Consider the following 18,309-nt stretch of genomic DNA (forward strand, 5'->3'; position numbering starts at 1 on the left):
GCGCAGGCGGCGAGATCCGCCGGGCAGGGCCTAGGCCGGCGCCCCGACCGCGTCGGCGATCGGCGTCGGGCCGTTCACCAGCTCCAGCGTGCGGCCCGCCGCGCGGGGTTCGTCGAGGAGGGCCAGCAGCACGGCGGCCACGTCGTCGCGGGTGACCGAGCCGTACTCGACGTGGTCGGCCAGGGTCACCCGGCCGGTGCCCGGGTCGTTCGTCAGCCGGCCCGGGCGCAGGACGGTCCAGTCGAGGGCCGTGCGGGCCCGTACGGCCGTGTCCGCCTCGGTCTTGGCGTGCAGATACGCGGCGAAGACCGGGTCGGTGTCCCGGGGGATCTCGCGGTCGGCGCCCATGGAGGAGACGATCAGGAACCGCCGTACGCCGGCTCGCTCGGCCGCGTCCGCGAAGAGCACGGCGGCGGCGTGGTCGACCGTCTCCTTGCGGGCGGCGCCGCTGTTGGGGCCCGCGCCGGCCGCGAAGACCGCGGCGTCGGCGGCCTCCAGATGCCGGGCGACATCGTCCACCGACGCCTTTTCCAGGTCGCAGACGACCGGTTCGGCCCCGGCGGCCAGCAGGTCGCCCGCCTGTTCGGGGTGGCGGACGATGCCCGCGGACTCGTCTCCGCGCCGGGCGAGCAGCCGCTCCAGCCGCAGCGCGATCTGACCGTGTCCTCCAGCGATGACAATGCGCATGATCCCGACCGTACGCCGTGCAACCTTCCCTGGCACTCGGGAGTCTGATCGGAAGATCAGGTGCTCTGTCTGATCAGCCCATCCGAGGAGTCCCGATAACAGCCATGAGCGCCATCCGTATGTCCCCGGTCAAGTCCCGGGCCACGTCCCTGGTCAAGCCGCTGGTCGCACTCGGCTGCACCACCGCACTGGTCACGGGCGTCGCCGCGTGCGGTGCCGTCGAGAACATCTCGGCGGGCAAGCGGCTGGAGAACGCGACCGACAAGCTCGGTGAGCGCAGGTCCCTGTCGGTGGAGCTGGATCTCGACGCGACGCCCGAGCAGCTCATCGCGCTCTCCAAGAGCGACAGTTCGGCGGAGCCGATGACGCGCGAGGAGGCCGAGGCGCTGGCCGGGATGCGGGTCAGCGTGGCCGTGCAGGCCAAGAAGCCGCTGGCGGAGGCCGGTGACAAGGACATCACCGGCGTCCGGATGAAGCTCAGCGGGCCCGACGGCGATCTCGTCGAGTACCGGATCATGGGCGAGACGGCGTACATCCGGCTGGACGTGAAGGCGTTCGGCGAGCTGAGCGGCGCGCCCGTGCCGTCCGCCGACGAGCTGCCCGAGGACGTGCCGGGCGGCAAGGTGCTGCGGAAGCTCTTCGATGGCGGGTGGGTCAAGGTCGACACCGCCGAGATGAAGAAGGCCCAGGAGGAGCTCGGCGCCGGGGGCGGGCAGAAGAAGGGGGCCGGCGGGGCCGATATCGACCCCGAGACCAGCCGGAAGATCACCAAGCAGCTCAAGAAGCTCTTCGCGCGCGAGGTCACCATCAAGGACGAGGGTCGCCGTGACGGGGCGGACCACCTGGTGGCCACCGGGCCCGTCAGGACCCTGCTGACCGGCGTCTTCAACGAGCTGCGGCCGTTCACCGACGAGATCCCGGGCGGCGAGGACCTGCCGACCGCCAAGGACTTCAAGGATGTGCCCAACAAGAAGATCGCGGTCGACTTCGCCATCAAGAACGGCGCGCTCACCGAGGCCAGCGCGGATCTCGCGCCGTTCGCCGAGGGGCTGAAGAAGGGCGACAAGCTGCCGCTGAAGCTGACGTTCGGCGAGGCCGGGAAGATCGCCGCCCCGTCCGGCGCCACCGAGCTCGACATCAAGGAGCTGATGGAGGCGGCCGGCGCGATGATGATGGGCGGCATCGACGACGCCGGCGCCGTCTCCGACGACGACTTCATCGTGGACGACGATGTGCAGGGGGGTCCCGACGGCATCGACGGCCTGGACATCGACCTCAGCGACCTGGAAAAGGCGGACGCCTCGAACAGCTGACCCATCCAGCCCCCCTCTTCTACTCCGTTCTTCTACTCCGTCCGCGCCTGCCGCGGCAGCTCCAGCGCGGCCGCGGCGGCCGAGGTGCAGTACTCCCGCACCGCGCTGGTGCGCGCCACCACGCGCCCCTGGTGGACCACCACCCGGCTGTAGGCGAGCGAGAGCACGCCCGGCAAGCCGTCCCCGCGCACCGCGAGCAGCTCCGCCGGGAACCCGGCCTCCACGCGCACCTCGGGCAGCCCCAGCGCGGCCCGGGCGCGCTCGCAGACCGCCTCGTACGCCTCCTCGGGCTCCGCCTCGCCCCGCGAGGCCAGGAGGAACGCGGCCTCCAGCGGGTCGCCGCGGCCGACCGGGTTGGCCGCGTCCCGCAGCGCCCCGCTGCCCGCGGCCACCCGGACCCCGGCCGAGCGCAGCAGCCGCACCGGCGCGCAGCCCGGCGGGTGCGCCCCTCGCGCGCGCCGGTCGTCCAGCCCGGCACAGTCGCCCTGGGGCAGGCAGACGACGGTGACCCCAGCCGCCGCGAGCCGCTCCGCCACCCGTGCCACCACGTCGTGCGGCAGCCGCGCCAGCCCCGTGCAGGGGCCGATCGTCACGCCCGGCCGCAGCCCGCCGGCCATCGCCGCGAGCCGGGCGAGCCGGGCCGGGTCGTCACCGTCCGTGTGCAGGTCGACGGCGCAGCCGTGGCGGGCGGCGATGTCGAGTACGGCCTCCACATGGCCGGTCGGGTCGGGGTCGAGGTCGGGGCAGCCGCCGATGACCCCGGCGCCCATCTTCACGGCGTCCCGCAGCACCGCCAGGCCGTCCGCCCCGGCCGCGCCGGTCAGTACCCGGGGCACCGCCACGGAGGACAGGTCGGTGAGCCCGCGCAGCGCCTCCCGGGCGCTCAGCACGGCCTCCAGGGACCGCAGCCCGTGCACCCCGCCGATGGGTACGTGCGTGCGCAGCGCGGTCGCCCCGTGGCCGAGCTGGAGCAGGGCGGCCTCGGTGGTGCGGCGCTGGACGTCCTCGGGCAGATACGAGACGGGCCCGGGGGCGTCGGCGGTGAGGGCGGTGTCGCAGTGGGCGTGCGGCTCGGCGGGGGCGGGGAGCAGCAGATAGCCGTCGAGGTCGAGGCGGGTGCCGGGGACCAGGCTGCCCGCCGTGCCGACCGCCTCGATGCGCCCGCCGCGGACCCGTACGTCCACGGTCCGGCCGTCGGCGAGCCGGACGCCGCCGAGCACCAGGGCGGGGGCGGCCTCGGGCGCCCGGCCGTCGTGCGTGGGCGGCTGCTGCTGCGGATGGCTGTCGGGCATCGCGCTCCTGGATGTCCGGTGGGATGTCCTGTGGCTGTCCTGGGCTTTCAAGATCGCTCGGCGTGGTCAGAGGCCGAGCCTAGGGCGCGCCGCGGGCGGCTTCCGGGAGGAGCCGAATAGTCGTACCGGTGTGGTGCCTGAGCGGGCGGTGGCGGACCGTGACGACGCCCGGATACGGATTTCACCTTCGGCGCCCGAGCGTGTAATGTCTTCATCGCTCGCCCCAATAGCTCAGTCGGCAGAGCGTCTCCATGGTAAGGAGAAGGTCTACGGTTCGATTCCGTATTGGGGCTCTGATGTGTGAGGTGTCCCGCTCGGCTCCGGTCGGGTGGGGGCCAATCGCATCGAAGCGGTGTAGCTCAGTCGGTAGAGCAAGCGGCTCATAATCGCTGTGTCACCGGTTCAAGTCCGGTCACCGCTACACACCGTAGCCGATTGTGGGGTCGGTCCTTCGATCGGCTACTATTTCTGCGTTCATCCATCCGTTCGTCAAGGAGCACTCACGTGGCTGCCACCGACGTCCGCCCGAAGATCACGCTGGCCTGCGTGGAGTGCAAGGAGCGGAACTACATCACCAAGAAGAACCGGCGTAACGACCCGGATCGTCTTGAGCTGAAGAAGCACTGCCCGCGTTGCAACGCGCACACCGCGCACCGCGAGACGCGATAAAGCGCGACGATCAGATAGATCGAACCGCACAGACCGTATTCAAGGTCGCCCCCCATACGCGGGGGCGGCCTTGTTTCGTTCCGTAAGCACATCCCCAGCAACATCAACCGCAGGACTACCGCAGGAGGTGCCGAGTCGATGGCGCTCGACCAGTCGTTCGTCGGGCGGTCCTACCCGCCCACCGCGCCTTACGAGGTCGGCCGGGAGAAGATCCGCGAATTCGCCGAGGCGATCGGCGACACCAATCCGGTCTACACCGATCCGGAGGCGGCCAGGGCATTCGACCACCCGGATGTGATCGCCCCGCCGACGTTCGTCTTCGCGATCACTTTCAAGGCCGCCGGGGAGCAGGTGATCGAGGACCCGCAGCTGGGCCTGGACTACAGCCGGGTGGTGCACGGCGACCAGAGGTTCGTCTACACCCGCCCGGTGCGCGCGGGCGACCGCCTCACGGTCACCTCGACGATCGACTCGATCAAGTCGCTGGCCGGCAACGACGTCCTGTCCGTCCGCGGCGAGGTGCACGACGAGGCCGGGGAGCACGTGGTGACCGCCCACACGACCCTCGTCGCCCGCGCCGTCGAGGCCCGGGACACCCCGGCGCCGGCCCAGGAAACCCAGGCAGCGGAGGACAACGGATGACAGCCAAGGTCTCGTACGACGACGTCGAGGTCGGCACCGAGCTGCCCGGACAGGAGTTCCCGGTGACCCGCGCCGCGCTCGTCCAGTACGCGGGCGCCTCCGGCGACTTCAACCCGATCCACTGGAACGAGAAGTTCGCCAAGGAGGTCGGCCTCCCCGACGTCATCGCCCACGGCATGTTCACCATGGCCGAGGCGGGCCGCGTGGTGACCGACTGGGCGGGGGACCCGGCGGCCGTGCTGGAGTACGGGGTGCGCTTCACCAAGCCGGTCGTCGTGCCGAACGACGAGAAGGGCGCGGTCATCGAGGTGACCGCGAAGGTCGCCGCCAAGCTGGACGACGAGGCCCGTACGGTCCGTGTGGACGTCGTGGCGACCAGCGCGGGGCAGAAGGTGCTGGGCCGGGCCCGCGCCGTCGTCTGCCTGGCCTGAGGCCCTGAGGGGCCCCGAGATACGCGAGGCGCGCCCCGTGCCCCGTGGGCCGCGGCACCGCCGCCCGGCCCCGCCGGGGCGCCCCCTTACGACCTGGGGGGCGAGAGGGATCGGCGTCGCGACGCCCTGCACGGCCGCTCGCGGCGTTGCCAAAAAGCCCTAGTAGCTCCGCTACGAGGGCTTTCCGGCGCCTTGCGACCGTCCTCCCCCAGCTACCGCTGGGAGGTGCCCCCAGGACGCCGCTCCTTCTCCCGATCCCCCTCGCCCCCCAGGTCGTTACTCTTGAGCGCGTGCAGGAACTCCACGACGCGCCCCTGGCCCCCTTGACCACCTTCCGGCTCGGCGGCCCGGCGGGCCGGCTGCTCACGGCCACCACCGACGACGAGGTGATCACGGCGGTCCGGGAGGCCGACGCGGCCGGGACCCCGCTGCTGGTCATAGGCGGCGGCAGCAACCTGGTCATCGCCGACAAGGGCTTCGACGGCACCGCCCTGCGCATCGCGACCAGCGGCTTCGCCCTCGACGGCGACACGCTGGAGCTGGCCGCGGGCGAGAACTGGTCGGACGCGGTGGCCCGTACGGTCCGGGCCGGTCTCGCCGGGATCGAGTGCCTGGCCGGAATCCCCGGGTCCGCGGGGGCGACCCCGATCCAGAACGTGGGGGCGTACGGCCAGGAGGTCTCGGCCACGATCACCGAGGTCGTCGCCTACGACCGGCGCGCCGAGACCGTCGTGACCATCCCGAACGCCGACTGCGGCTTCGCCTACCGCCACAGCCGCTTCAAGGCCGATCCGCAGCGCCATGTGGTGCTGCGGGTGCGCTTCGCGCTGGAGGACGCGGGCGGCCTGTCCGCGCCCGTCAAGTACGCGGAGACCGCCCGCGCCCTCGGCGTGGCGGTCGGGGAGCGGGTGCCCGTCGCCACCGCCCGCGACACGGTGCTGAAGCTCCGCGCCGGGAAGGGCATGGTCCTCGACCCCGACGACCACGACACCTGGTCCGCCGGCTCCTTCTTCACCAACCCGGTCCTGGCCGAGGACGCCTACGCGGCCTTCCTGGCCCGCGCCGCCGAGCGCCTGGGCCCCGACGTCACCCCGCCCGCCTACCCGGCCGGCGAGGGGCGGATCAAGACCTCCGCCGCATGGCTGATCGACAAGGCGGGCTTCGCCAAGGGCTACGGCACCGGCCCGGCCCGCATCTCCACCAAGCACACCCTCGCCCTGACCAACCGCGGCGCCGCCACCACCGAGGACCTGCTCGCGCTCGCCCGCGAGGTCGTCGCCGGGGTCGAGGCCGCGTTCGGCGTCACGCTCGTCAACGAGCCCGTGACGGTCGGCGTCAGCCTCTGACGCCCGCTTCCCCGGTCACCCGGCCGCCAGCCAGCCGTCGATGTCGGCGAGCAGCCGCGCGGTCACGTCCTTCGGGGCCGCCGAGCCGCGCACGGACTGCCGGGCCAGCTCGGCCAGCTCGGCGTCCGTGAAGCCGTGGTGCTCGCGTGCCAGCTCGTACTGGGCCGCCAGCCGCGACCCGAACAGCAGCGGGTCGTCGGCGCCCAGCGCCATCGGCACCCCGGCCTCGTACAGCGTGCGCAGCGGCACGTCCTCCGGCTTCTCGTAGACCCCCAGGGCCACGTTCGAGGACGGGCACACCTCGCAGGTCACGCCCCGCTCGGCGAGCCGGCGCAGCAGCCGCGGGTCCTCGGCGGCCCGCACGCCGTGGCCCACCCGCTGCGCGCCGAGGTCGTCCAGGCAGTCGCGGACGCTGCTGGCACCCGACAGCTCGCCGCCGTGCGGGGCCGCCAGCAGGCCGCCGTCCCGGGCGATGGCGAAGGCCCGGTCGAAGTCCCGGGCCAGGCCGCGCCGCTCGTCGTTGGACAGCCCGAAGCCGATCACGCCCCGGTCGGCGTAGCGGACCGCCAGCCGGGCCAGCGTGCGCGCCTCCAGGGGGTGCTTCATGCGGTTGGCGGCGATCAGCACGCGCATCCCGAGCCCGGTGTCCCGGGAGGCGGTCTCGACCGCGTCCAGGATGATCTCGATCGCCGGGATCAGGCCGCCGAGCCGAGGGGCGTACGAGGTGGGGTCGACCTGGATCTCCAGCCACCCGGCGCCGTCCCGCACATCCTCCTCGGCGGCCTCGCGCACCAGCCGCCGGATGTCCTCGGCGTCGCGCAGACAGGACCGCGCGATGTCGTACAGCCGCTGGAACCGGAACCAGCCGCGCTCGTCGGTGGCCCGCAGCCTGGGGGGCTCGCCGCCGCTCAGTGCCTCCGGCAGGTGGACGCCGTACTTGTCGGCCAGTTCGAGCAGCGTGGCGGGGCGCATCGAGCCGGTGAAGTGGAGGTGCAGATGCGCTTTGGGGAGCAGATGTACGTCACGTGCCATCTGGAGATATTGCCCCACCCCGGCGCGCCCCGGTACCGCTTTCGCCGAACGGGGCCTTGCCCGCACATGAATCCGAGGTGCCGGGCAGCCCGGCACCACGCCCCGGGCCGGGACAGCCCGGGAAAAGCGGAAGGCGGGCCGGGGTGCCTTTCAAAGGCACGGCCGGCCCGCCCGGGGGAGCGCACCGTCAGGCGCGCGCCTCGCCCAGCAGCTTCTGCAACCGGGAGACGCCCTCGACGAGGTCCTCGTCGCCCAGCGCGTACGACAGACGCAGATAACCCGGGGTGCCGAAGGCCTCACCCGGGACGACCGCGACCTCGGCCTCCTCCAGGATCAGCTCGGCCAGCTCCACGGAGCTCTGCGGGCGCTTGCCGCGGATCTCCTTGCCGACCAGCCCCTTCACCGAGGGGTAGGCGTAGAAGGCGCCCTCGGGCTCCGGGCACTCCACGCCGTCGATCTCGTTCAGCATCCGCACGATGGTGCGGCGGCGCCGGTCGAAGGCCTGGCGCATCGTGGCCACGGCCTCCAGGTCGCCGGAGACGGCGGCCAGCGCGGCGGCCTGTGCGACATTGCTCACGTTCGACGTGGCGTGCGACTGGAGGTTGGTCGCGGCCTTGACGACGTCCTTGGGGCCGATGACCCAGCCCACGCGCCAGCCGGTCATGGCGTACGTCTTCGCCACGCCGTTGACCACGATGCACTTGTCCCGCAGCTCGGGCACCACGACCGGGAGCGAGTGGAATTCCGCGTCCCCGTAGACCAGGTGCTCGTAGATCTCGTCGGTGAGCACCCACAGCCCGTGCTCGGCCGCCCAGCGCCCGATCGCCTCGACCTGCTCGCGCGAGTAGACGGCGCCCGTGGGGTTGGACGGGGAGACGAAGAGCACCACCTTGGTGCGCTCGGTGCGGGCTGCCTCCAGCTGCTCCACGGAGACCCGGTAGCCGGTGGTCTCGTCGGCGACGACCTCGACCGGCACGCCGCCCGCGAGCCGGATCGACTCGGGGTAGGTGGTCCAGTACGGCGCGGGGACGATGACCTCGTCACCCGGGTCCAGGATCGCCGCGAACGCCTCGTAGATCGCCTGCTTGCCGCCGTTGGTCACCAGCACCTGCGCCGCCTCGACCTCGTAGCCGCTGTCGCGCAGCGTCTTCGCGACGATCGCGGCCTTGAGCTCGGGCAGCCCGCCGGCCGGCGTGTAGCGGTGGTACTTGGGGTTGCGGCAGGCCTCCACGGCGGCCTCGACGATGTAGTCGGGCGTGGGGAAGTCGGGCTCGCCCGCGCCGAAGCCGATCACCGGGCGCCCGGCGGCCTTGAGGGCCTTGGCCTTGGCGTCGACGGCCAGCGTGGCGGACTCGGAGATCGACCCGATACGGGCGGAGACGCGGCGCTCGGTCGGGGACTGTGCATGGGGAGAAGCAGCGGTCATAGGTGCATGGTCCCAGACCGCCGAATACGGCGGCACGCGGGTTTCCGGGCGCCATGAGGGCTATTCGTTCGACGCCCGGCCCCGGACCACGTACACTCATCCGTCGTTGGCCGCTCAACAGCCGTTCCGTCCCGCGCACTCCATGGAGCCGGGTGGATGCGGTAGGTTGGGTGGAGCCGCAAAGGGTCGTAGCTCAATTGGTAGAGCACTGGTCTCCAAAACCAGCGGTTGGGGGTTCAAGTCCCTCCGGCCCTGCTACCACGCACGTTTTTCAAGGTGCGTGCGCGCGTAGTGAGTAATGAATGCACCGCTGTGCGGCCGGCCGGACGCGGCACGGCCACGACCCGGATTCAGGTGAGGACGAGTGACGGAAGCCCTAGGCTCCACCGCGACGCCTGAGAGCGGCCGTCCCGAGGACGAGGTGGCGGCCAAGAAGGGCCGCCGTGGTGGAAAGCGGGCGAAGAAGGGCCCCCTCGGCAGGCTCGCGCTCTTCTACCGCCAGATCATCGCTGAGCTGCGCAAGGTCGTGTGGCCCACGCGTGGCCAGCTTTCGACGTACACCACTGTGGTGATCGTCTTTGTGCTCATCATGATCGGCATCGTTACCGTGATTGACTATGGGTTCAACCAAGCCATCAAGTACGTCTTCGGCTGAGCCCTCGAAGGGTGGCGCTGTTTCCGAGTTGCCCCTTTCGCACGTTCCACCACCTTGAAGCCAGGAAGAAGCAGCCACCGTGTCTGACCCGAACCTGAACAAGGCCGCCGAGGCCGTCGAGTCCGTCGAGGACGAGCTCGACATCGTCGAGGCTGCCGATGAGGACCAGGCCGAGGCTGCGGACGCTGAGGCGGGAGAGTCGGCCGAGAAGGCCGCGGTCCGCGTCGAGGACGAGGCCGCTGTCCTGGGGGCCGAGGAAGCCGCCGAGGCCGACGCAGAAGCGGCCGAAGAGGCTGAAGAGGTTGAAGAAGAGGCAGCGGTCGACCCGGTCGAGGCGCTGCGCGAGGAGCTGCGTACCCTCCCCGGCGAGTGGTACGTCATCCACACCTACGCGGGGTACGAGAACCGCGTGAAGACCAACCTCGAGCAGCGCGCCGTGTCGCTGAACGTCGAGGACTACATCTTCCAGGCCGAGGTGCCGCAGGAAGAGGTCGTCCAGATCAAGAACGGCGACCGCCGCACCGTGCGCCAGAACAAGCTCCCCGGCTATGTGCTGGTGCGCATGGACCTGACGAACGAGTCCTGGGGCGTGGTCCGGAACACCCCGGGTGTCACCGGCTTCGTGGGCAACGCGTACGACCCGTACCCGCTGACCCTGGACGAGATCGTCAAGATGCTCGCCCCGGAGGCCGAGGAGAAGGCCGCCAAGGCCGCCGCCGAGGAGGCGGGCCTGCCGGCGCCGAGCCGCAAGGTCGAGGTCCAGGTGCTGGACTTCGAGGTGGGCGACTCGGTCACGGTCACCGACGGCCCCTTCGCGACGCTCCAGGCGACGATCAACGAGATCAACGCCGACTCGAAGAAGGTCAAGGGCCTGGTGGAGATCTTCGGCCGGGAGACCCCGGTCGAGCTGAGCTTCGACCAGATCCAGAAGAACTGACCATACGAACCTTCCGATCAGGTCAGACGGGCTTTCGCAGCCGGTCTGACCTGCTCGGTTTTAGGCCGCACAGGTATACCCGTTATTGTTGTGCGGTATGCCTCCATCCGGACGAAACCGGTTCGGGGGCGAACCACCTCTCATAGGACCCGGAGAGAGCATGCCTCCCAAGAAGAAGAAGGTCACGGGGCTGATCAAGCTCCAGATCCAGGCCGGCGCCGCGAACCCGGCCCCGCCGGTCGGCCCCGCGCTGGGTCAGCACGGCGTCAACATCATGGAGTTCTGCAAGGCCTACAACGCCGCGACCGAGTCGCAGCGCGGCATGGTCGTGCCGGTGGAGATCACGGTCTACGAGGACCGTTCCTTCACCTTCGTCACCAAGACTCCGCCGGCCGCCAAGCTGATCCTCAAGGCCGCAGGTGTGGAGAAGGGCTCCGGCGAGCCGCACAAGACCAAGGTCGCCAAGATCACCCGCGACCAGGTCCGCGACATCGCCACCACCAAGATGCCCGACCTGAACGCCAACGACCTGGACGCCGCCGAGAAGATCATCGCCGGCACCGCCCGTTCCATGGGCATCACGGTCGAGGGCTGACACCCCCGTAGCACCGCCGTGGCAGGGCCGAGCGCGGCCCGGACCACGACTCCACACGAATTTCATCAGGAGCAGCAGTGAAGCGCAGCAAGACTTTCCGCAGCGCGGACGCCAAGATCGACCGGGAGCGCGTGTACGCCCCGCTCGAGGCCGTCCGGCTCGCGAAGGACACTTCCGCGTCGAAGTTCGATGCGACCGTCGAGGTGGCCATGCGCCTGGGTGTCGACCCGCGCAAGGCCGACCAGATGGTCCGCGGCACCGTGAACCTTCCGCACGGCACCGGTAAGACCGCCCGGGTCCTGGTCTTCGCGACCGGTGACCGTGCTGCGGCCGCGGAGGCCGCCGGCGCCGACATCGTCGGCTCCGACGAGCTCATCGACGAGGTTTCCAAGGGCCGGCTGGACTTCGACGCCGTCGTCGCCACCCCGGACCTCATGGGCAAGGTCGGCCGCCTGGGCCGGGTGCTCGGTCCGCGTGGTCTGATGCCGAACCCGAAGACCGGCACCGTCACCCCCGACGTGGCCAAGGCCGTCACCGAGATCAAGGGCGGCAAGATCGAGTTCCGCGTCGACAAGCACTCGAACCTGCACTTCATCATCGGCAAGGTCTCCTTCGACGAGGCCAAGCTGGTGGAGAACTACGCCGCGGCGCTGGAGGAGATCAACCGTCTCAAGCCGTCCGCCGCGAAGGGCCGCTACATCAAGAAGGCGACCCTGACCACCACGATGGGCCCTGGCATCCCGCTGGACGCCAACCGCACCCGCAACCTGCTGGTCGAGGAAGAGGCCGTCTGAGCACGTGCTGAACGTGTTCTGAGCGCGCTCTGAGCGCCGTCCGAGACGGCGTGGCACTCCCGCGAGCCGGGTTCCCGTACTTCCCCTGTGAAGTGCGGGAACCCGGCTCGCGGCGTTGAGCGTCCCGTCATATACAGTCACAGCAGTCGTAAAAGATAAATAAGAAGCAAAGACATAGGGGGACCTGTGCGCGGTACTCGATTTGGTGCTCGGTGCGCGGCGGTGCTCAGTGGTGTGGTCCTGGTGGCCGGCCTGACCGCCTGTGGGGGTGACAAGGGCGACAGCGACAAGTCGTCCTCGGACAAGGCCAAGGAGGCGGCAGGCAGCCCGCTGGCCGCGCTGAAGCTCGCGTCGAAGCAGACCGACCAGCAGCACTCGGCCAAGGTCGAGGGCACCACGCAGATGGGCACGCAGAACTCGACCATGTCCGGCGCGATGGACTGGGCGAACGGCATGCACGCCAACATGACCATCACGCAGAAGGGCGGGGCCGTCGAGTCCTCGCCGCTGGCCGGCAAGCCCATGCAGGCGCGCTACACCCCCGACGCGATGTTCATGAACCTCGGCCCCGAGTTCGCGGCGCAGGCCGGCGGCAAGCACTGGATGAAGTACGACTACGACACCCTGGCCAAGCAGGCCGGCGCCTCCGGTGAGTTCCTCAAGGACCAGATGCAGAACACCGACCCGGCGCGTTCGGTGCAGCTGCTGATCGCCACCGGCAAGGTCAAGAGCGTGGGCACGGAGACGGTCAAGGGCGTCAAGGCGACGCACTACACCGGCACCGTGGAGGTCTCGGAGCTGGCCAAGATGCAGTCCAAGGACCTCTCCCAGTCGGACCTCGAGGCCCTTCAGAAGCAGCTGGAGACCTCGGGCATGGAGACCGAGACCATCGACCTGTGGATCGACGGTGACAACCTCCTGGTCAAGAAGCGGGAGCAGGCCGAGAGCAACAACGGGAAGTACGACTCGACGGTCTTCTACTCGGACTACGGCACCAAGGTCACCGTCGAGGAGCCGCCGGCCTCGGACACCATGAACTTCGAGGACGCCCTGGCCCAGCAGAGCTGACCCCCGGAGCCGATTTGCCTGGCCGCGGCCCGTTCGCGTAGCCTTCTACAGAAGCCAAAGACCGCTGGTCGCTGCTGCGCTCCCGCAAGGGGTGCGGCGGCCGAAGGATCCGCTAGCTGCGGACGACCTGCGCAGGTGATTGTGGATTGACTCCCGATCGGGCCCGCCTGGCCCTTACGGTCGAGTCACGCCCCGAGCGCCTGCGCCGGGGCGTTTCGTTTTGTTCAGCCTCCTTTCCCAACCGATGCGGTCCTCATCACCCGGAAGGAGGCCGAGGCTCATGGCGAGGCCTGACAAGGTCGCGGCCGTCGAGGAGATGACGGACAAGTTCCGTAACTCCAACGCTGCTCTCGTGACCGCGTACACCGGTCTCACCGTGGCACAGCTCAAGGAGCTGCGCCGTTCGCTCGGTGAGAACGCTCAGTACCGTGTGGTGAAGAACACGCTGACCAAGATCGCGGCCAACGAGGCCGGGATCACCACGCTCGACGACCTGTTCGCGGGTTCGTCGGCCGTCGCCTTCGTGACCGGTGACCCGGTCGAGGCGGCGAAGGGTCTTCGTGACTTCGCCAAGGACAACCCCGCTCTCGTCATCAAGGGCGGTGTCCTTGACGGCAAGGCGCTGTCCGCTGACGAGATCAAGAAGCTCGCGGACCTCGAGTCCCGCGAGGTGCTGCTCGCCAAGCTGGCGGGCGCCATGAAGGGCAAGCAGTCCCAGGCTGCGGCGCTCTTCCAGGCGCTCCCGTCGAAGTTCGTCCGCACCGCGGAGGCGCTTCGCGTCAAGAAGGAAGAGCAGGGCGGTGCCGGCGAGCCGGCTCCCGCCGAGGCCGCGGAGTAACTCTCCCGCTGCCCAGCGGGCCCGCGCCCGCCGACATGTACATCCGGCACCAGCCGACTTAGTGGAAGGACCGCCATCATGGCGAAGCTCAGCCAGGACGACCTGCTCGCGCAGTTCGAGGGCATGACCCTCATCGAGCTCTCCGAGTTCGTGAAGGCCTTCGAGGAGAAGTTCGACGTCACCGCCGCCGCCCCGGCCGCCGTCGCCATCGCCCCGGGTGCCCCGGGTGCCGCGGCCGAGGCCGAGCCGGAGAAGGACGAGTTCGACGTCATCCTCACCGGCGCCGGAGAGAAGAAGATCCAGGTCATCAAGGTCGTGCGTGAGCTGACCTCGCTGGGTCTGAAGGAGGCCAAGGACCTCGTCGACGGCACCCCGAAGCCGGTCCTGGAGAAGGTCAACAAGGAGCAGGCCGAGAAGGCCGCCGAGTCCCTCAAGGGCGCCGGCGCCTCCGTCGAGGTCAAGTGACCCGAGGGGTTCAGGGGCCCTGCCGGGCCCGCTGACCCGCTCCGTTCCGTGAGGGCGATCACCCGTTGGGGTGGTCGCCCTTCGGCGCTTCCGTGACGGCTGCGTTGCCTTGTCGGTCCCTGCGGGTATGGTGATCTTCGTTGCCCGCCGCCACGCCCTGTGACGATCTCGCCGGAGTGGGGGGCCTTGACGAACGGCACGCAGCGCGCAATTCTCAGGACGCGACGTCACACCGATCCAAGTCCGAGGCATGGATCGTCGGCGAAGCGGGCAGTATCGATATGCGCCTGAGGCGCATGGTCGGCTGCAGGCGTTCGAAAACAACGAGAAGACAACGAGGGGGAGCGGCCCCCTCAGCGGAGGGAGAGATTGGCTCTGCCGGTCTCAGAAACTCGGAGCTGGACATCAGTGTGCCAAGTGGCTACACTGACCCTTTGCGCTGCCTGTTAGCTGCCTCCTGCCCGTCACCAGGGGCATGCCCACCCTAGAGCACGGCCGAGAAAATCTCTCTGACCAGGGATTTCCTCCATGGCTTGAGGTGGGACCGGCACGCGCGTAGTGAGTCCGAGCCCTCGGAAGGACCCCCTCTTGGCCGCCTCGCGCAACGCCTCGACTGCCAATACGAACAACGGCGCCAGCACCGCCCCGCTGCGCATCTCATTTGCGAAGATCAAGGAGCCTCTCGAGGTTCCGAACCTCCTCGCGCTGCAGACCGAGAGCTTCGATTGGCTGCTCGGCAATGCCGCGTGGAAGGCTCGCGTCGAGGCTGCGCTGGACAGCGGTCAGGACGTCCCCACCAAGTCCGGTCTGGAAGAGATCTTCGAGGAGATCTCCCCGATCGAGGACTTCTCCGGGTCGATGTCCCTGACCTTCCGTGATCACCGCTTCGAGCCCCCGAAGAACTCGATCGACGAGTGCAAGGAGCGCGACTTCACGTACGCGGCTCCGCTCTTCGTCACGGCCGAGTTCACCAACAACGAGACCGGTGAGATCAAGTCCCAGACGGTCTTCATGGGCGACTTCCCGCTCATGACCGACAAGGGCACCTTCTGCATCAACGGCACCGAGCGTGTCGTCGTCTCGCAGCTGGTCCGCTCGCCGGGTGTCTACTTCGACTCCTCCATCGACAAGACCTCCGACAAGGACATCTTCTCCGTCAAGGTCATCCCGTCCCGGGGTGCCTGGCTGGAGATGGAGATCGACAAGCGCGACATGGTCGGTGTGCGTATCGACCGCAAGCGCAAGCAGTCCGTCACCGTCCTCCTGAAGGCGCTCGGCTGGACGACCGAGCAGATCCTGGAGGAGTTCGGCGAGTACGAGTCCATGCGCGCCACCCTGGAGAAGGACCACACCCAGGGGCAGGACGACGCGCTGCTCGACATCTACCGCAAGCTGCGCCCGGGCGAGCCCCCGACGCGTGAGGCCGCGCAGACGCTGCTCGAGAACCTCTACTTCAACCCGAAGCGCTACGACCTCGCGAAGGTCGGCCGCTACAAGGTCAACAAGAAGCTGGGTTCGGCCGCTCCGCTGGACGCGGGCGTCCTGACGGTCGAGGACGTCATCGCCTCGATCAAGTACCTGGTGAAGCTGCACGCCGGTGAGACCGAGACCGTCGGCGACAACGGCCAGAGCGTGGTCGTCGAGACCGACGACATCGACCACTTCGGCAACCGTCGTATCCGTAACGTCGGCGAGCTGATCCAGAACCAGGTCCGCACGGGTCTGGCCCGTATGGAGCGCGTCGTCCGCGAGCGCATGACGACTCAGGACGTCGAGGCGATCACGCCGCAGACCCTGATCAACATCCGGCCGGTCGTCGCCTCCATCAAGGAGTTCTTCGGCACCAGCCAGCTGTCGCAGTTCATGGACCAGACGAACCCGCTGTCGGGTCTGACCCACAAGCGCCGTCTGAACGCCCTGGGCCCCGGTGGTCTGTCCCGTGAGCGGGCGGGCTTCGAGGTCCGTGACGTGCACCCGTCGCACTACGGCCGCATGTGCCCGATCGAGACGCCCGAAGGCCCGAACATCGGTCTGATCGGCTCGCTCGCCTCGTACGGCCGGGTCAACGCGTTCGGTTTCATCGAGACCCCGTACCGCAAGGTCGTCGACGGTGTCGTCACCGACGACGTCGACTACCTGACGGCCGACGAAGAGGACCGCTTCGTCATCGCGCAGGCCAACGCGCCGCTGACGGACGACCTGCACTTCGCCGAGAACCGCGTCCTGGTCCGCCGCCGTGGCGGCGAGGTCGACTACATCCCCGGCGACGACGTCGACTACATGGACGTCTCGCCGCGCCAGATGGTGTCGGTCGCGACCGCGATGATCCCCTTCCTGGAGCACGACGACGCCAACCGCGCGCTCATGGGATCGAACATGATGCGCCAGGCCGTGCCGCTGATCAAGGCGGAGTCCCCGCTGGTCGGCACCGGCATGGAGTACCGCTGTGCGGTCGACGCCGGCGACGTCATCAAGGCCGACAAGGACGGTGTCGTCCAGGAGGTCTCCGCCGACTACGTGACGGTGGCCAACGACGACGGCACCTACACCACCTACCGCGTGGCCAAGTTCTCCCGCTCGAACCAGGGCACCTCCTTCAACCAGAAGGTGGTCGTGGACGAGGGCGCCCGCGTGATCGCCGGCCAGGTGCTGGCCGACGGCCCGTCCACCGAGGACGGCGAGATGGCGCTCGGCAAGAACCTGCTCGTGGCGTTCATGCCGTGGGAGGGCCACAACTACGAGGACGCGATCATCCTCAGCCAGCGTCTGGTGCAGGACGACGTCCTCTCCTCGATCCACATCGAGGAGCACGAGGTCGACGCCCGTGACACCAAGCTCGGCCCCGAGGAGATCACCCGGGACATCCCGAACGTCTCCGAGGAGGTCCTGGCCGACCTCGACGAGCGCGGCATCATCCGCATCGGCGCCGAGGTCATCGCCGGCGACATCCTGGTCGGCAAGGTCACCCCGAAGGGTGAGACCGAGCTGACCCCGGAGGAGCGCCTGCTGCGCGCGATCTTCGGTGAGAAGGCCCGTGAGGTCCGTGACACCTCGCTGAAGGTGCCGCACGGCGAGACTGGCAAGGTCATCGGCGTGCGCGTCTTCGACCGCGAGGAGGGCGACGAGCTGCCCCCGGGCGTGAACCAGCTGGTCCGCGTCTACGTGGCGCAGAAGCGCAAGATCACCGACGGTGACAAGCTCGCCGGCCGCCACGGCAACAAGGGCGTCATCTCCAAGATCCTGCCGGTCGAGGACATGCCGTTCCTGGAGGACGGCACCCCGGTCGACATCATCCTCAACCCGCTGGGCGTCCCGTCCCGGATGAACCCGGGACAGGTCCTCGAGATCCACCTCGGCTGGCTGGCCTCCCGCGGCTGGAAGGTCGAAGGCTCCGAGGACTGGATGCAGCGGCTGAAGGCGATCGGCGCCGACGAGGTGGCTCCGGGCACCAATGTCGCGACCCCGGTCTTCGACGGCGCCCGCGAGGACGAGATCTCCGGTCTCTTCGACTCGACGATCCCGAACCGCGACGGCGACCGCCTGGTCCAGTCGTCCGGCAAGGCCCGGATGTTCGACGGCCGCTCCGGCGAGCCGTTCCCGGACCCGATCTCCGTCGGCTACATGTACATCCTCAAGCTGCACCACCTGGTGGACGACAAGCTGCACGCCCGCTCCACCGGTCCGTACTCGATGATCACCCAGCAGCCGCTGGGCGGTAAGGCTCAGTTCGGTGGCCAGCGCTTCGGTGAGATGGAGGTGTGGGCGCTGGAGGCTTACGGCGCCGCGTACGCCCTCCAGGAGCTGCTGACCATCAAGTCCGACGACGTCACCGGCCGTGTGAAGGTCTACGAGGCCATCGTCAAGGGCGAGAACATCCCCGAGCCCGGCATCCCTGAGTCCTTCAAGGTCCTCATCAAGGAGATGCAGTCCCTGTGCCTCAACGTGGAGGTGCTGTCGTCCGACGGCATGTCCATCGAGATGCGCGACACCGACGAGGACGTCTTCCGCGCTGCGGAGGAGCTCGGTATCGACCTGTCGCGGCGCGAGCCGAGCAGCGTCGAAGAGGTCTGACGGGTCTGACCGGGGCGCAGGACTCCACCCCTCGCCCCGGTCTCTCCC

The 18,309-nt window shown here is 69.3% G+C and carries 17 protein-coding genes and 3 tRNA genes; 16 read left to right on the top strand and 4 right to left on the bottom strand.

The genetic code is table 11. From position 1 onward, the window contains the following. Positions 1-30 precede the first annotated feature (30 nt). The gene (locus tag ACH4S9_RS43570) at positions 31-687 is read right to left on the bottom strand and encodes an NAD(P)H-binding protein (protein ID WP_398377132.1); all 657 of its coding nucleotides are present in this window, start codon (positions 685-687) and stop codon (positions 31-33) included. Between the two features lie 104 nt (positions 688-791). Between ACH4S9_RS43570 and ACH4S9_RS43575 the strand changes: the two genes are divergently transcribed. Further along, entirely contained in the window at positions 792-2,000 is a 1,209-nt protein-coding gene (locus ACH4S9_RS43575) for a hypothetical protein (protein WP_385347823.1), read from the top strand. A gap of 32 nt (positions 2,001-2,032) precedes the next feature. On the opposite strand, the gene ACH4S9_RS43580 is transcribed toward ACH4S9_RS43575, so the two are convergent. Continuing rightward, a complete protein-coding gene (locus ACH4S9_RS43580) occupies positions 2,033-3,292 on the bottom strand; it encodes an amidohydrolase family protein (RefSeq protein ID WP_385347820.1) in 1,260 nt (419 codons plus the stop codon). Between the two features lie 220 nt (positions 3,293-3,512). Here ACH4S9_RS43580 and ACH4S9_RS43585 point away from each other — a divergent pair. From ACH4S9_RS43585 to ACH4S9_RS43610, 6 genes are all read left to right on the top strand, one after another. Beyond that, positions 3,513-3,585 (top strand) — tRNA-Thr (locus tag ACH4S9_RS43585). A 55-nt stretch (positions 3,586-3,640) separates the two neighbouring features. After that, positions 3,641-3,713: transfer RNA gene (locus tag ACH4S9_RS43590), tRNA-Met, on the top strand. Positions 3,714-3,796: 83 nt separating this feature from the next. Next, positions 3,797-3,961 (top strand): 50S ribosomal protein L33, encoded by a 165-nt coding sequence (rpmG, locus tag ACH4S9_RS43595; RefSeq protein WP_065962933.1) that lies wholly within the window; start codon positions 3,797-3,799, stop codon positions 3,959-3,961. Positions 3,962-4,099: 138 nt separating this feature from the next. After that, positions 4,100-4,603, top strand: a complete 504-nt coding sequence (locus ACH4S9_RS43600; RefSeq protein ID WP_311726626.1) for a MaoC family dehydratase N-terminal domain-containing protein — start codon at positions 4,100-4,102, stop codon at positions 4,601-4,603. Further along, positions 4,600-5,034 (top strand): MaoC family dehydratase, encoded by a 435-nt coding sequence (locus tag ACH4S9_RS43605; RefSeq protein WP_398377134.1) that lies wholly within the window; start codon positions 4,600-4,602, stop codon positions 5,032-5,034. Before ACH4S9_RS43600 ends, ACH4S9_RS43605 begins: the two co-directional genes overlap by 4 nt. A 290-nt stretch (positions 5,035-5,324) precedes the next feature. Further along, positions 5,325-6,380: a UDP-N-acetylmuramate dehydrogenase gene (locus tag ACH4S9_RS43610; RefSeq protein ID WP_311726628.1), complete on the top strand. Its 1,056-nt coding sequence runs from the start codon at positions 5,325-5,327 to the stop codon at positions 6,378-6,380. A gap of 15 nt (positions 6,381-6,395) precedes the next feature. On the opposite strand, the gene ACH4S9_RS43615 is transcribed toward ACH4S9_RS43610, so the two are convergent. Continuing rightward, positions 6,396-7,412: an adenosine deaminase gene (locus ACH4S9_RS43615; RefSeq protein WP_385347815.1), complete on the bottom strand. Its 1,017-nt coding sequence runs from the start codon at positions 7,410-7,412 to the stop codon at positions 6,396-6,398. A 187-nt stretch (positions 7,413-7,599) separates the two neighbouring features. After that, positions 7,600-8,838, bottom strand: coding sequence for a pyridoxal phosphate-dependent aminotransferase (locus ACH4S9_RS43620; RefSeq protein WP_311726630.1), 1,239 nt, complete (start codon positions 8,836-8,838; stop codon positions 7,600-7,602). 182 nt (positions 8,839-9,020) lie between these two features. Between ACH4S9_RS43620 and ACH4S9_RS43625 the strand changes: the two genes are divergently transcribed. The 9 genes from ACH4S9_RS43625 (at position 9,021) to rpoB (ending at position 18,261) form a co-directional block, all read left to right on the top strand. Then, positions 9,021-9,093: transfer RNA gene (locus tag ACH4S9_RS43625), tRNA-Trp, on the top strand. A 109-nt stretch (positions 9,094-9,202) separates the two neighbouring features. Beyond that, positions 9,203-9,493 (top strand): preprotein translocase subunit SecE, encoded by a 291-nt coding sequence (gene secE, locus ACH4S9_RS43630; RefSeq protein WP_311726631.1) that lies wholly within the window; start codon positions 9,203-9,205, stop codon positions 9,491-9,493. Positions 9,494-9,572: 79 nt separating this feature from the next. Next, positions 9,573-10,430 carry a transcription termination/antitermination protein NusG gene (gene nusG / locus ACH4S9_RS43635; protein ID WP_311726632.1) on the top strand — a complete coding sequence of 286 codons (858 nt, stop codon included), beginning with the start codon at positions 9,573-9,575 and terminating at the stop codon, positions 10,428-10,430. 160 nt (positions 10,431-10,590) lie between these two features. Then, positions 10,591-11,025: a 50S ribosomal protein L11 gene (rplK, locus tag ACH4S9_RS43640; RefSeq protein ID WP_030412999.1), complete on the top strand. Its 435-nt coding sequence runs from the start codon at positions 10,591-10,593 to the stop codon at positions 11,023-11,025. A 77-nt stretch (positions 11,026-11,102) separates the two neighbouring features. Continuing rightward, positions 11,103-11,819: a 50S ribosomal protein L1 gene (gene rplA, locus ACH4S9_RS43645; RefSeq protein WP_311726633.1), complete on the top strand. Its 717-nt coding sequence runs from the start codon at positions 11,103-11,105 to the stop codon at positions 11,817-11,819. A gap of 222 nt (positions 11,820-12,041) precedes the next feature. Next, entirely contained in the window at positions 12,042-12,887 is an 846-nt protein-coding gene (locus ACH4S9_RS43650) for a hypothetical protein (RefSeq protein WP_311726634.1), read from the top strand. A gap of 280 nt (positions 12,888-13,167) precedes the next feature. Further along, entirely contained in the window at positions 13,168-13,725 is a 558-nt protein-coding gene (gene rplJ / locus ACH4S9_RS43655; RefSeq protein WP_311726635.1) for a 50S ribosomal protein L10, read from the top strand. A 78-nt stretch (positions 13,726-13,803) separates the two neighbouring features. Then, on the top strand, positions 13,804-14,190 hold the full coding sequence (gene rplL, locus ACH4S9_RS43660; protein WP_311726636.1) for a 50S ribosomal protein L7/L12: 387 nt from the start codon (positions 13,804-13,806) through the stop codon (positions 14,188-14,190). 588 nt (positions 14,191-14,778) lie between these two features. Continuing rightward, positions 14,779-18,261, top strand: a complete 3,483-nt coding sequence (gene rpoB, locus ACH4S9_RS43665) for a DNA-directed RNA polymerase subunit beta (protein WP_311726637.1) — start codon at positions 14,779-14,781, stop codon at positions 18,259-18,261. Positions 18,262-18,309 lie beyond the last annotated feature (48 nt).

Origin of the sequence: Streptomyces sp. NPDC021225 (assembly GCF_044332865.1) — a bacterium.
Lineage (GTDB): Bacteria > Actinomycetota > Actinomycetes > Streptomycetales > Streptomycetaceae > Streptomyces.

Coding starts and splice junctions, on each gene's coding strand:
- ACH4S9_RS43570 (WP_398377132.1), bottom strand. CDS start 687: ATGCGCATTGTCATCGCTGGAGGACACGGTCAGATCGCGCTGCGGCTG.
- ACH4S9_RS43575 (WP_385347823.1), top strand. CDS start 792: ATGAGCGCCATCCGTATGTCCCCGGTCAAGTCCCGGGCCACGTCCCTG.
- ACH4S9_RS43580 (WP_385347820.1), bottom strand. CDS start 3,292: ATGCCCGACAGCCATCCGCAGCAGCAGCCGCCCACGCACGACGGCCGG.
- ACH4S9_RS43600 (WP_311726626.1), top strand. CDS start 4,100: ATGGCGCTCGACCAGTCGTTCGTCGGGCGGTCCTACCCGCCCACCGCG.
- ACH4S9_RS43605 (WP_398377134.1), top strand. CDS start 4,600: ATGACAGCCAAGGTCTCGTACGACGACGTCGAGGTCGGCACCGAGCTG.
- ACH4S9_RS43615 (WP_385347815.1), bottom strand. CDS start 7,412: ATGGCACGTGACGTACATCTGCTCCCCAAAGCGCATCTGCACCTCCAC.
- ACH4S9_RS43620 (WP_311726630.1), bottom strand. CDS start 8,838: ATGACCGCTGCTTCTCCCCATGCACAGTCCCCGACCGAGCGCCGCGTC.
- rplK (WP_030412999.1), top strand. CDS start 10,591: ATGCCTCCCAAGAAGAAGAAGGTCACGGGGCTGATCAAGCTCCAGATC.
- rplJ (WP_311726635.1), top strand. CDS start 13,168: ATGGCGAGGCCTGACAAGGTCGCGGCCGTCGAGGAGATGACGGACAAG.
- rplL (WP_311726636.1), top strand. CDS start 13,804: ATGGCGAAGCTCAGCCAGGACGACCTGCTCGCGCAGTTCGAGGGCATG.